General features: G+C 60.3%; 12 protein-coding genes and 2 pseudogenes. 6 read left to right on the top strand and 8 right to left on the bottom strand.

From position 1 onward, the window contains the following. Positions 1-6: 6 nt before the first annotated feature. The 3 genes from QN222_RS00555 to QN222_RS00565 all read left to right on the top strand — a co-directional run bounded on the left by QN222_RS00555 (position 7) and on the right by QN222_RS00565 (position 2,798). Positions 7-786 carry a TatD family hydrolase gene (locus tag QN222_RS00555; protein ID WP_283960803.1) on the top strand — a complete coding sequence of 260 codons (780 nt, stop codon included), beginning with the start codon at positions 7-9 and terminating at the stop codon, positions 784-786. Between the two features lies 1 nt (position 787). After that, positions 788-1,624 carry an MBL fold metallo-hydrolase gene (locus QN222_RS00560; RefSeq protein WP_283960802.1) on the top strand — a complete coding sequence of 279 codons (837 nt, stop codon included), beginning with the start codon at positions 788-790 and terminating at the stop codon, positions 1,622-1,624. A 754-nt stretch (positions 1,625-2,378) separates the two neighbouring features. Continuing rightward, positions 2,379-2,798, top strand: a complete 420-nt coding sequence (locus QN222_RS00565) for a DUF4864 domain-containing protein (protein ID WP_283960801.1) — start codon at positions 2,379-2,381, stop codon at positions 2,796-2,798. Between the two features lie 15 nt (positions 2,799-2,813). Here QN222_RS00565 and tgt read toward each other — a convergent pair whose 3' ends face one another. From tgt to QN222_RS00595, 6 genes are all read right to left on the bottom strand, one after another. Beyond that, positions 2,814-3,944 (bottom strand): tRNA guanosine(34) transglycosylase Tgt, encoded by a 1,131-nt coding sequence (gene tgt, locus QN222_RS00570; RefSeq protein ID WP_283960800.1) that lies wholly within the window; start codon positions 3,942-3,944, stop codon positions 2,814-2,816. Then, positions 3,945-5,027, bottom strand: coding sequence for a tRNA preQ1(34) S-adenosylmethionine ribosyltransferase-isomerase QueA (queA, locus tag QN222_RS00575; RefSeq protein ID WP_283960799.1), 1,083 nt, complete (start codon positions 5,025-5,027; stop codon positions 3,945-3,947). Positions 5,028-5,103: 76 nt separating this feature from the next. Further along, entirely contained in the window at positions 5,104-5,613 is a 510-nt protein-coding gene (locus tag QN222_RS00580) for a peptidylprolyl isomerase (protein ID WP_283960798.1), read from the bottom strand. A 23-nt stretch (positions 5,614-5,636) separates the two neighbouring features. Next, positions 5,637-6,209, bottom strand: coding sequence for a peptidylprolyl isomerase (locus QN222_RS00585; protein ID WP_283960797.1), 573 nt, complete (start codon positions 6,207-6,209; stop codon positions 5,637-5,639). Positions 6,210-6,244: 35 nt separating this feature from the next. Continuing rightward, positions 6,245-6,739, bottom strand: coding sequence for a pantetheine-phosphate adenylyltransferase (gene coaD, locus QN222_RS00590; protein WP_283960796.1), 495 nt, complete (start codon positions 6,737-6,739; stop codon positions 6,245-6,247). Positions 6,740-7,258: 519 nt separating this feature from the next. Next, positions 7,259-8,656, bottom strand: coding sequence for an MATE family efflux transporter (locus tag QN222_RS00595; RefSeq protein WP_283960795.1), 1,398 nt, complete (start codon positions 8,654-8,656; stop codon positions 7,259-7,261). A gap of 26 nt (positions 8,657-8,682) precedes the next feature. Between QN222_RS00595 and QN222_RS00600 the strand changes: the two genes are divergently transcribed. Then, on the top strand, positions 8,683-8,907 hold the full coding sequence (locus QN222_RS00600; protein WP_283960794.1) for a hypothetical protein: 225 nt from the start codon (positions 8,683-8,685) through the stop codon (positions 8,905-8,907). Here the strand turns inward: QN222_RS00600 and QN222_RS00605 are convergent. Continuing rightward, positions 8,908-9,855 (bottom strand): annotated as a pseudogene (locus QN222_RS00605) (MFS transporter); the annotation flags it as partial. 2 nt (positions 9,856-9,857) lie between these two features. On the opposite strand from QN222_RS00605, the pseudogene QN222_RS00610 reads away from it, so the two are divergent. Further along, a pseudogene (locus tag QN222_RS00610) lies at positions 9,858-10,679 on the top strand (aldo/keto reductase); the annotation flags it as partial. Positions 10,680-10,818: 139 nt separating this feature from the next. On the opposite strand, the gene QN222_RS00615 reads toward QN222_RS00610, so the two are convergent. Then, complete coding sequence (locus QN222_RS00615; RefSeq protein ID WP_283960790.1) at positions 10,819-11,757, bottom strand: neutral zinc metallopeptidase; 939 nt, start codon at positions 11,755-11,757, stop codon at positions 10,819-10,821. Positions 11,758-11,792: 35 nt separating this feature from the next. Between QN222_RS00615 and QN222_RS00620 the strand changes: the two genes are divergently transcribed. Beyond that, positions 11,793-12,044 (top strand): hypothetical protein, encoded by a 252-nt coding sequence (locus tag QN222_RS00620; protein WP_283960789.1) that lies wholly within the window; start codon positions 11,793-11,795, stop codon positions 12,042-12,044. The last annotated feature ends 15 nt before the right edge of the window (positions 12,045-12,059 follow it).

Raw genomic sequence — 12,059 nt, forward strand, 5'->3', positions numbered from 1 at the left:
CCACGCATGCTGATCGACACCCATTGCCATCTGGACTTCCCGGACTTCGAGGCGGAGCGCGATGCGATCATCGAACGTGCCGCGGCGGCCGGCGTGGCGCAGATGGTGACGATTTCGACGCGCGTGAAACGGTTCGACACGATCCTTGCGATCGCCGAAGCCTATCCGAATGTGTTCTGTTCCGTCGGTACCCATCCGCACAACGCGGACGAGGAACTCGACATCACCACGGAAGATCTCGTTCGGCTGTCGTCGCATCCGAAAGTGGTTGCGATCGGCGAGGCGGGGCTCGATTATTTCTACGACAATGCACCGCGCGACGCGCAGGCTGAAGGGCTGCGCCGCCACATCGCGGCCGCGCGCGAGACCGGGCTGCCGCTCGTCATCCATAGCCGGTCGGCGGACGACGACATGGCGGCGATCCTGACCGAGGAAAGCGGGAAGGGGGCCTTCCCTTTCCTGCTTCATTGCTTCTCCTCGGGTCCGGCCCTCGCGCGTGTGGGCGTCGAGTTCGGCGGCTACGTGTCCTTTTCCGGCATTCTGACGTTCCCGAAGTCCCAGGAGATTAGGGATATCGCGAAGACGATCCCTCGCGATCGGATGATCGTCGAGACGGATGCACCCTACCTCGCGCCAAAACCGTTCCGCGGCAAGCGCAACGAGCCGGCCTTTGTCGCGCATACCGCTGAGGTGCTGGCCGAAACGATCGGCGTTTCACCCGAGGAGATTGCCGAGATCACGACGGAGAACGCCTTCCGCATCTTTTCGAAAATGCCGAGGCTCTGACGTGGCGTTTCGGCGGGTTTTCACCATTCTCGGATGCGGTTCCTCGCCTGGGGTACCGCGTATTACCGGCGATTGGGGCGCCTGCGATCCGTCAAATCCACTGAACCGCCGCATGCGAGCGGCGCTGCTCGTCGAGCAGTTCGCGCCAGACGGCGGCAAGACGACCGTCGTTATCGACACCGGCCCGGATTTCCGCGCCCAGATGGTTGCCGCCGATGTTCGCCACATCGACGCCGTGCTTTACACGCACGCTCACGCCGATCATCTGCACGGAATTGATGATCTACGCGGCTTCGTAATCGAAAATCGCAGACGCGTGCCGATCTGGGCGGATGCATCCACGATGAGTGCAATCCGCGAAAGATTTCGTTATTGCGTGGAATCGCCGCCAGGAAGCGGCTATCCGCCGATCGTCGAGCCGCGTCTTTTCACCGAAGATCTGTCGCCAGTTACCGTTCACGGTGGTGGCGGACCGATTGCGTTCACGCCGTTGATGCAATTTCACGGCAATACCCATTCGCTCGGTTTTAGAGTTGGTGATTTTGCCTATTGCAGCGACGTCAGCGATTTTCCGCCCGAGACCGTCGGAAAGTTGCTGGATCTCGATCTGATTGTCCTCGACACGCTGCAATACAAGTTTCATCCGAGCCATTTGTCGCTGGTGCAGGCGCTCGGCTGGATTGCGAGGCTTCGGCCGAAGCGTGCCGTGCTGACGCACATGCACGTGCCGTTGGACTATGAAACCGTGCAGAACGAGACGCCGGATCACGTCGAGCCGGCTTACGACATGATGCGTCTCGAGTTCGAGATCGCCATGCCGTCCGCTGAAGAAGCGTAACATCTGACGTTAGAATGCGGCTCCAAGCCATTGATTTCGCGCTAATCAGCGAATTGGGAGGCGTACTGATAAGTTCCATAATCTATCTTATGCGATAATTGTATGTAGCCGGGTACATTCTATTTCCAAGTGCGACTTGCCTACAAAATGATGGCTTCGCCTTCGAAAATTTTGGATGTCGCTTTGTCAGTCGCAGCTCACCCTTTCCCATCACCGACGTTTGCATCAACTCGCGGACAGCAAGGTCTCCGTTGATGAGGTCGGCCGACGGTACGGTAGCCATCGATCTGCAATCCATCGCGTTCGGGTCCTTTAGCCGCTCAAACCTGATCCGGCTGCTGCGGGACGCCGCCGTTGAGATCCAACGGCGTTATTGCGTTCCACCAATGGTCGCGGTTGCAGAGCAAACTGGCGATCCGTGTTTCGGCCGCCAACACTCACGCGAGTTGCCCTTGTTAGATGCGGTCTCGTCTCAATTACCAACACGATACACCCAAGAGCCATGTCGGCTTAATCTTGTCGACGATGATCACCGGTCGGATCTGGTTGCACGACCTATATTCGTGCGCAATCGCGGTATCACGAAGTTATGATATCTGCGGACCTAGGTTAGAAATGTATAACATCTTATTGAAATAAAATGAATATTCACATATTAGAAGAAAGAGATTTAATAATGTCGTGGCGGCGGGGCACTTACCGGCGTCCGCGTCGGGCCTATCCTTGGTGACAAAGAAGCGGATGGAGGCCTGCGATGGTCAGAATCGTTTTCGTTGCGCTTTGTCTGACGCTTTCGCTTGCAGCGGGTGCCGCTCTCGGTGATGAACCTGTCGATACGGCGCAATCCGTTATCCGCGCTCAGATCAAGGCTTTCCTGGAGGACGATGCGGACACGGCCTATTCCTTCGCCTCGCCGGCTATCAGGACAAAATTCCCGGACAAGATCATCTTTTTCGACATGGTCAAGCGCAGCTATCAGCACCTTTACCGCCCCGGCAACTTCGCCTTCGGCCGATCGAAGATAGTCGGCGAAGAGGTTTTTCAGGAGGTCCTGATTTCGGGATCGGACGGCAAGGACTGGACGGCGATCTACGATCTCGTTCACCAGCCGGATGGCAGTTACAAGATCAATGGCGTGATGATGCTGCAGACCGCGTCGGGCCCTCAGCTCTGAGCGGCCGGAAAGAGATCAGACGGGCGGCAAGTCACCGCGTTTCCAGTTTTCCTGGGTTTCCGCCATGAAATCGGCGTAACGCCCCTCCTCGATCGCCTTGCGGATGCCTGCCATCAGCTCCTGGTAATAGGCCAGGTTATTCCAACTGAGCAGCATGCCACCGAGCGATTCATTCGAGCGGATCAGATGATGCAAGTAGGCGCGCGAATAGTCGCGCGTTGCCGGACAGGTCGATTGCTCGTCGAGCGGCCGCGTATCTTCGGCGTGGCGAGCGTTTCGAAGATTGATGCGGCCGTAGCGCGTAAAGGCCAGGCCATGGCGGCCGGAACGGGTCGGCATGACGCAATCGAACATGTCGATGCCATGGGCGACGGATTTCAGGATGTCATCCGGCGTGCCGACGCCCATCAGGTAGCGCGGCTTTTCGGCCGGCAGTGCCGGGCATGTGACGTCGAGCATGTCGAGCATCACTTCTTGCGGTTCACCCACGGCCAGGCCGCCGACGGCGTAGCCCTTGAGCTCAAGATCCCTTAGCGCAAGGGCCGAGCGCTCGCGCAGTTTCGGGATGTCCCCGCCCTGCACGATACCGAACATGGCCTTGCCCGGCTGGTCCCCGAACGCCACCTTGCAGCGTTCCGCCCAGCGCAGCGACATTTCCATCGCCCGCTCGATTTCGTTGGGTTCGGCAGGCAGCGCAACGCACTCGTCGAGCTGCATCTGGATATCGCTGTCCAGCAGCCCCTGGATCTCGATCGAACGTTCCGGCGACATGTGATAGAGCGCGCCGTCCACATGGCTCTTGAAGGTCACGCCCTGCTCGTTGAGCTTGCGCAGGCTGGAGAGTGACATAACCTGGAAGCCGCCGCTGTCCGTCAATATCGGCCGTTCCCAGCGAATGAAGTTGTGCAGTCCGCCGAGCCGCGCAACACGTTCAGCGCCGGGACGCAGCATCAAGTGATAGGTGTTGCCGAGGATGATGTCGGCGCCGAGTTCGCGCACCTGGTCGAGATACATGGCCTTGACCGTACCGACAGTCCCGACGGGCATGAATGCAGGCGTGCGAATGGTGCCGCGCGGCATCGAAACCTCGCCGCGGCGCGCCTTGCCGTCGGTTGCAAGCAGCTTGAATTGGAACGTCTCGGTCATCTAGTCTTTCCGGAAAAGCAGGCTTGAATCGCCATAGGAATAGAAGCGGTAGCCGGCGGCGATCGCGTGCGCATAGGCGGCGCGCATCGTGTCGAGCCCGGCGAAGGCCGAAACAAGCATGAAGAGCGTCGATTTCGGCAGATGGAAATTGGTCATCAGCATATCGACCGCACGGAAGCGATAGCCGGGCGTGATGAAGATGCCGGTCGCCCCCGACCAGGGCCGGATTTCACCTTCTTTCGCTGCCGCGCTTTCGATCAGTCGGAGCGACGTCGTGCCGACGCAGACGATGCGCCCGCCCCTCGCCCGCACTGCATTCAGGCTGTTTGCGGTCGCCGCGCTCACATGGCCGATTTCCTCGTGCATCACGTGATCTTCGGTGTCATCCGTCTTGACCGGCAGAAAGGTCCCCGCACCCACGTGCAGGGTTACGAAATGGTGCTCGATGCCGATCTCGTCGAGCCTTGCGAAAAGGCGTTCGGTGAAATGCAGTCCCGCGGTCGGTGCCGCGACTGCCCCCTCTTCCCGCGCATAGACGGTCTGATAATCGGTTCGGTCCCGCGCGTCGTCCGGACGTTTGGATGCGATATAGGGAGGCAGCGGGATATGGCCCACGGCCATGATCGCTTCGTCGAGTGCCGGTCCGGAAAGGTCGAAGCGAAGCGTAACCTCGCCGGCGTCGGCCTTTTCCTCGACCGTGGCGTCGAGGGTGCCGAGCAGGCAGCTGTTTCCGCCGTGGCCGAATGAGATCCGGTCACCGGGCTTCAGCCGGCGCGCCGGTCGCGCGAAAGCCTTCCAGCGGTCCGGGCCGACGCGCATATGCAGCGTCAGCGAGACCTGTGTAACAACCTCTTCGCTGCGCCTGCGAAGGCCTTCGAGCTGCGCCGGTATCACCTTGGTGTCGTTGAAGACCAGTGCGTCCCCGGGCTGCAGGAAGGACGGCAGGTCGAGAACGCCGTGATCGCTGAGGACCGGCTCGCCGTCCGGCCGCACGACAAGCATGCGGGCGCTGTCGCGCGGATTTGCGGGCCGCAGCGCAATGGAAGTTTCCGGCAGGTCGAAGTCGAACAGGTCTACGCGCATCGATGGTGTCAGACAAAAGCAAACCCGCCCCGGCGTCTTTTGACGCGACAGGGGCGGGTCAGTGCATTAGCGCAAATCAGGCGTCGGCGGCAACCCGCATCGACACGATCGTGTCGGGATCACGCACCGGTTCGCCGCGCTTGATCTTGTCGATGTTCTCCATGCCTTCGATCACCTGGCCCCAGATCGAGTACTGCTTGTTGAGCCAGGGTGCATCGGTGAAGCAGATGAAGAACTGGGAATTGGCCGAGTTCGGCATCTGGCTGCGGGCCATCGAGCACGTGCCACGCACGTGGCTCTTATCGGAAAACTCGGCCTTCAGGTCGGGCTTGGAGGAGCCACCCATGCCTGCGCGGCCTGGATTGAATTGTTCGCTGCCGGTGTTTCCGTACTGCACGTCGCCGGTCTGCGCCATGAAGTCCTCGATCACGCGATGAAACACGACTCCATCATAGGCACCCTCGCGCGTCAGTTCCTTGATGCGAGCGACATGACCCGGAGCGACGTCCGGCAGAAGCTCGATCACGACCTTGCCCTTCGTGGTCTCCATGATAATCGTGTTTTCCGGATCCTTGATCTCGGCCATGGTTCTTCTCCTTCTGTTTGACTTTACTTGCCGACCTTGACGCTGATCATGCGGTCTGGATCGGCGACGGCGCCGTTGTTGGCGTCATCCCCGAGCTTGATCTTGTCGACATTCTCCATGCCTTCGACAACCTTGCCGACGACCGTATATTGGCCGTTGAGGAAGTCACCCGGCGCGAACATGATAAAGAACTGCGAGTTGGCGCTGTTCGGATCCTGCGAGCGCGCCATGCCGACTGTGCCACGCTCGAAGGGAACGTCGGAGAATTCCGCCGGCAGGTCGGGCTTGGAGGAACCGCCCGTTCCAGCGAGTTCGGCCTGATAACCGTCCTTCATGTCTCCATATTGCACGTCGCCGGTCTGGGCCATGAAGCCCTTGATCACGCGATGAAAGGCAACGTTGTCGTATTCGCCTGCAGCAGCGAGATCCTTGATCTGCTGAACGTGCTTCGGCGCGATGTCCGGGCGCAGCTCGACAACGACCGGGCCATCCTTCAGCTGAATCGTGATCACATTGTCGCTCGACTGCGCGAAAGCCGTCCCTGTCAGGGTGGCGAGCGCCAAGGCCCCTGCGAAAGCGAATTGGAGGATTTTCATGGTTTCTCCCTGAGTGGTGTGAGCTGTCCGCGCGTTCAGGGCTTACGTTTCGCCTGCAGCGCCTGATGGACCGCACGGGGCACGAACGCGCTTACGTCGCCGCCCATCGCCGCGATCTGGCGGACCAATGTGGCCGTAATGGGCCGCGATGCGGTACCCGCCGGTAAAAACAGTGTCTGGATGTCCGGAGCCATCTGCCGGTTCATGCCCGCCATCTGCATCTCGTAATCAAGGTCCGTGCCGTCGCGCAAGCCCCGCACGAGCAAGGTCGCGCCGTGACGGCGGGCCGCGTCGACCACAAGATTATCGAATGAGACGACGGCGATATCGCCTGCCCTTTCAGGCAGAAATTCGCTCAGCGAGCGGCGGATGAGGTCGGCGCGCTCTTCGAAGGAAAAGAGCGGCGTCTTTCCCGGATGAATACCGATCGCCACGATGACCTTCTCCGCGACGTTCAGTGCTTGCACAAGCACATCGAGATGCCCGTTCGTCATCGGATCGAAGGAGCCGGGATAGAAAGCCGTGGTCATCGCACCTGTTTCCGTTTGGTGAAGCCTTTTGTCACGGACGGCGGCCGACCGCAAGGGCAGCGCGAGCCGCGTCTCGCCTGTTCCCTCGGAAACAGCACGCGGGAAAGAATGAATGCTAGATGAATGCAGTGTTCAAGATGGTTTCACACCAGAAGTTGTACCGTGAGGCAGAATGAACGGAACTTTTTTGGAGACATGCCGTTTTAGGAACTGAGAGGATTACGGCGATGGCACTTGCTCTGTTTTCGATGACCATGTTTTTCACGATGTCCGTTGCCGCAATCCATGCGCTTCGCAACGAGGCACGTGTTCGCAACGAGCAAGACCGCTGGTTCAATCTGTGAATGCCTCCAGGAACTTCTTGCCAGAAGTTTCGAAATAAGCGGCCTCATACCTTCCCCTGCTGAGGTCGCTCTTGTAAGCCGGACGGCCTCCCCTGCCCGTCCGGCTTTTCTTTTCATCCCGTAAGCACGGTGCAAGCCGCGCCGGCTGGTTTAAGGTTTCCTACGAGGCCTTGGTTCAAAAGGCCTTTGCTTGGATCGAGCGAAGCAGACGGAAGAAACGCCAGTTGAGCGACAGGGCCGCCGCGGCCAGTCCGAGCACAAAGCCGAACCAGACGCCGACGCCGCCGAAGTTCAGCGGAAAGGCGAATGCCCAGGCGCAGAAGAAGCCGATCGGCCAATAGGAGATCATCGCCAGGATCATCGGTACCGTCGTGTCCTTGAGGCCGCGCAGCATGCCGGCGGCGATGGCCTGGAGACCATCGACTAGCTGGAAAGCGCCGGCGATGACGATCAACGGACCGGCAAAGGCGAGCACTTCCGCGGCATCGGGCCGGCTCGTATCAAGATAAAGGGCTGCAAGCTGGCGGGGGAAAAGCGCGAAGATCGTGCTGCCGACGGCGGCAAAGAGACAGCCGAGAACGAGCACGGCGATGGCGGCCCGCCTGACGCCCAATATGTCGCCGCTTCCGTACGCAAGACCGACACGCACTGTTCCAGCCTGCGCGAGACCGAGCGGGATCATGAAGGCGATCGAGGCGAATTGAAGCGCGATTCCGTGCGCCGCCAGTTCCATCGTGCCGATATTGCCCATGAGCAATGACGCGGCCGTAAACAGGCTGACTTCGGCGAGGATCGTCATGGAGATCGGAAGGCCGAGGTGGATGACCTCGCGGAACGCCGGCCAGTCCGGCCGCCAGAAGCGCACGAAGAGTTCGTACTGGTTCAGTTCCGGCCGGCTGCCGACATAGGCGATCGTGAGGGCCGCCCCGAGCACGGCGACACCGAGGGCCGCGAGCGCTGCGCCGAATATGCCGAGCGCGGGAAAGCCGAAATGCCCGTAGATCAGCACGTAGCACAGCAGCGCATTGAGAACGAGCGTCGCAAGTGTCACGTAGAGAATGATGCCTGCCCGCTCCAATCCGCTCAGGAAAGCCCTCAGCACCATGAAGGTGAGGCTCGGAAATATCGCCCATTGCGCGATATGCAGGTACCCCCCGGCGAGCTTCGCGACCTCGGGCTTTTGGCCAGCAAAGAGAAGAATAGACTCTGCCATCCAAAGGACCGGTGCCGTGAGTGCGCCGTAGAGCAGAACCACCCATATACCCATTCTCACCGCACGGCGGACGGAAACCTTGTCGCCGCGGCCCTGCGCCTGCGCGGCCATCGGTACCACTGCATTGGCGAATCCGCTGCCGAAAATGAAGACGGTGAAGAACGTCTGCGTCGCAAGGATGATCGCCGCAAGTTCGGTAGCCCCCAGCTTGCCGACCATCAGCACGTCGGTGGTGTTGATGGCCAGCTGCGCAAGCTGCGCACCGATGAAGGGCACGCCGAGATAGAAGCTTGCACGATAGTGGTTGCTCCACGAATTGTCGTTCTGCAGCCGCACTCGGCTCGTGTTCGTAGTCAGCATGGGAAACCTGGCTCCAGACCACGTTCATGACCTTGGACGCCTCCAAAGTCATGAATGTCATCGATTTCAAAAAGTTAGAGCGGGATGCGGGCGGACAAACGCTCACACTTTTTTCTTATCCCGTTCTGTTGCGGCAGATCGGCTGCAAATCAAGTCGGTGGAAGAACATCCGAGATAGAACAGCACCGATGAAAGTGCCAGCGAGAAAGGCCCAACTGCTCGATTTTTCATCGAAGGATCAAGAAAATTGATCAGTTTGAAGGTGTTGCCTCGCCTGCCGTCAGGCCTGCCGTCGGTTTCGGCACGCTGTCTTGAAATGCTTTGTCGGATAGAGGTCGCACGCGAAGCAGGAAAACGGCAAGCCCCGTGACAATGAGGCAGCTCGCCAGGGCGTAGGGTGCACCGGAAAACGAGAAAACAGCCGCCGGGCTGGTGAAATATCCGAAGATCTGCGTGAAGACCAGCGGCCCGACGATCGTCGTGATGCTCGAAATGCTGGTGAGCGCTCCCTGCAGTTCGCCTTGGGCCGATGGCGGGACGTGTGCGGATGCGATGCTGCGCAACGGAGGATCGGCCAGGCTTTCAAGTGCCGTTGCGACGATCACGGCATACACCATCCACCCTTGCCAGGCGGCGGCATAGCCGGCCATTCCGAGCGCGGTAAAGACGAGACCGAGCGCCGCCGTTCGCCGTTCTCCGAACCGCGTCACGACACGCGGCAGGACAACGGCCATGACAAACGCTCCGCCGATACCGAAGATCCCGAGCGACAGCCCGATCTGCCCCTCGCTCCAGCCGTAACGATAGGATGAGACGAACGACCAGACAGCCGGATAAACCGCGTGGGCCAGCCAGTAGAGGAAGAAGACGAGGCCAATCCAGCCGATGCCCGGATAGTTGCGCATCTGTTTGAGCGCGCCGAGCGGATTGGCGCGCCACCACTCGAACCGCCGCTTGTTGGCGCGATCCAGGGTCTCGGGCAGTAAGAACAGACCGACCATGAAGTTGATGAAGGACAGCGCGGCGGCGCCGTAAAACGGCACCCTTGGGCCCAGCTCTCCGAGAAAGCCACCAATGACGGGGCCGAGCGCGAAGCCGGTGCCGAAAGCGATGCCGATCAATCCGAAGTTCTTCGCGCGATTGCTGTCGTCGCTGATGTCGGCAATGTAGGCGGACGCCGTTCCGAAGCTTGCCCCGCTGTTACAATGAGATGTTGATCGGAGAGGCGCTCAAGGGACGCGATCGCGATCAGGTGCAGTTGAGCGTCAAGTTCGGTGCACTGCGCGATGCCGCCGGTGCGTGGGTCGGTTACGACGGCCGCCCGAAGGCCGTGCGCAACTTCCTTGGCTATACGCTGCAGCGCCTGGGAGTCGATTATATCGACATCTACAGACCGGCCCGCCTCGATCCCGATGTCCCGATCGAGGACACTGTTGGTGCGATCGCCGACATGGTGAAGGCTGGCTATGTTCGCCACATTGGCCTTTCCGAGGTCGGCGCCGAGACGATTCGGCGCGCAGCCGCCGTCCATCCGATCGTCGATCTTCAGATCGAGTACTCGCTGGTCTCCCGCGGCATCGAATACGAAATCCTGCCGACATGCCGCGAACTCGGTATCGGCATTACGGCCTATGGCGTTCTTTCGCGCGGCCTGATCAGCGGCCACTGGCAGAGAGGTGCGGCCAAGGGCGGTGATTTCCGCGCCATGAGCCCGCGCTTCCGGGAAGGCAATGTCGAGCAGAACCTGGCTCTGGTCGAGGCGCTACGACGCTTCGCAGACGCGAAGGGCGTTACCGTCGCGCAGATCGCGATCGCCTGGGTCGCCGCGCAAGGTGCCGATATCGTGCCGCTTGTGGGTGCACGCCGTCGCGATCGGCTTGCCGAAGCGCTTGGTTCGCAGGCCGTTCGCCTCGATGCGGATGATCTGGCAGCGATCGAGCGTGCCATTCCGAAGGACGCCGCCGCCGGTGGCCGCTATCCGGAAGCGCAACTGGCACACCTGGACAGCGAGCGGCACGGCTGAACGTCATGCATGTCGCCCGAAAGTGTGCAGAGGTTTCGGGAAAACGACATGCGTGCAACAAACACTTGAAGCGCGTCACCTGGCTCAATACGACGCGCTTGTCCGGATCGGGCCCAAGCGCCCGGTCCGAGCGATCCGATCAGACGGATCCCGAGAAGGTGTCGCAGGCCGACATCTGGCCGCTGTCGAAGCCGCGCTGGAACCATTTCATCCGCTGCTCCGAGGTGCCGTGGTTGAAGCTCTCCGGGACGACATAGCCTTGCATGCGCTTTTGCAGCGTATCGTCGCCGATCTGCGTGGCGGCATTCAGCGCCTCCTCCAGATCGCCGCGTTCCAAGAGCCCCTTCTGCTCCGTATATTTGCCCCAGATTCCGGCGAAACAATCGGCCTGCAGCTCGACGCGGATCGACATCTGGTTTGCGTCGACCTCGCTCATGCGCTGCCGCATCTGGTTGAATTTCGGTAAGACACCGATCAGGTTCTGCACGTGATGGCCGACTTCATGGGCAAGCACATAGGCCTGGGCGAAGTCACCGGCGGCATCGAATTTATGAGCGAGTTCATCGAAGAAGCTCATGTCGAGATAGACCTTTCGGTCGCCCGGGCAATAGAAGGGGCCCGACGCAGCGGAGGCAAAGCCGCAAGCCGAACGGACGGAACCATTGAACAGCACCAGTTTCGGTTCCTCATACTGCTCGCCGCTCGCCTGGAAGATGCCGTTCCAGGTGTCTTCCGTTTCAGCGAGTACCGTCGCCATGAAGGCTTTCATCTCCTCCTCTTCGGCCGAGCCCTGGGGCACCTGTGAGCCGTCGCTCTGCTCGAAGCCAGGCATGCTCCCCGGTCCGCCGCCCTCGAGGACCTGGAGCATGTCGATGCCCATGGCCCGCAGCACGAAGTAGAGAATGACGAGAAAGATGATGGTGCCGAAGCTTAATCCCCCGCCGGCCCGCCGCATGCCGCCTCCCCCGCCCGGCAGGCGGAAGCCGCCGCCACGGCCGAACGGGTTGCCTCCGTCTCCGGGGCTCGCCCCGCGCTGATCTTCAATGTTTCCGGATTGGCGGCGGCCCTTCCATTCCATGATCAGTCCTCCAGGCGTCGCATCGGCTTAATGCATTGAATGATTTTATATGCCCGAGCGGCAATCCTTGTAAAACGCTATCGCCGCCGTACCGTTTCACGCCGCCGTTCTTCCTTGGTTTGGCGAACGTCCTGCCCTATCGGGAATTCTTCGAACTTTCCGCCTTCCTGCGGTCATTCTATGGGTGTGAGAGTGAGCGCCGCAAATATCGTCGCTTTATTGTCGATTCCGAAATTTTCGGGGTTTCGCTTGCAGAAACATTTGCCTATAAGCCGCTTCTAGCCTGAAAAGACCATAAATGC

Source organism: Sinorhizobium sp. 6-70 (assembly GCF_030124375.1).
GTDB lineage: Bacteria > Pseudomonadota > Alphaproteobacteria > Rhizobiales > Rhizobiaceae > Sinorhizobium.

What these genes read in the sequence shown, in the direction of transcription:
- QN222_RS00555 (WP_283960803.1), top strand. Translation starts at nt 7, where the DNA reads ATGCTGATCGACACCCATTGCCATCTGGACTTCCCGGACTTCGAGGCG.
- QN222_RS00565 (WP_283960801.1), top strand. Translation starts at nt 2,379, where the DNA reads ATGGTCAGAATCGTTTTCGTTGCGCTTTGTCTGACGCTTTCGCTTGCA.
- tgt (WP_283960800.1), bottom strand. Translation starts at nt 3,944, where the DNA reads ATGACCGAGACGTTCCAATTCAAGCTGCTTGCAACCGACGGCAAGGCG.
- queA (WP_283960799.1), bottom strand. Translation starts at nt 5,027, where the DNA reads ATGCGCGTAGACCTGTTCGACTTCGACCTGCCGGAAACTTCCATTGCG.
- QN222_RS00580 (WP_283960798.1), bottom strand. Translation starts at nt 5,613, where the DNA reads ATGGCCGAGATCAAGGATCCGGAAAACACGATTATCATGGAGACCACG.
- QN222_RS00585 (WP_283960797.1), bottom strand. Translation starts at nt 6,209, where the DNA reads ATGAAAATCCTCCAATTCGCTTTCGCAGGGGCCTTGGCGCTCGCCACC.
- coaD (WP_283960796.1), bottom strand. Translation starts at nt 6,739, where the DNA reads ATGACCACGGCTTTCTATCCCGGCTCCTTCGATCCGATGACGAACGGG.
- QN222_RS00595 (WP_283960795.1), bottom strand. Translation starts at nt 8,656, where the DNA reads ATGCTGACTACGAACACGAGCCGAGTGCGGCTGCAGAACGACAATTCG.
- QN222_RS00600 (WP_283960794.1), top strand. Translation starts at nt 8,683, where the DNA reads ATGACCTTGGACGCCTCCAAAGTCATGAATGTCATCGATTTCAAAAAG.
- QN222_RS00615 (WP_283960790.1), bottom strand. Translation starts at nt 11,757, where the DNA reads ATGGAATGGAAGGGCCGCCGCCAATCCGGAAACATTGAAGATCAGCGC.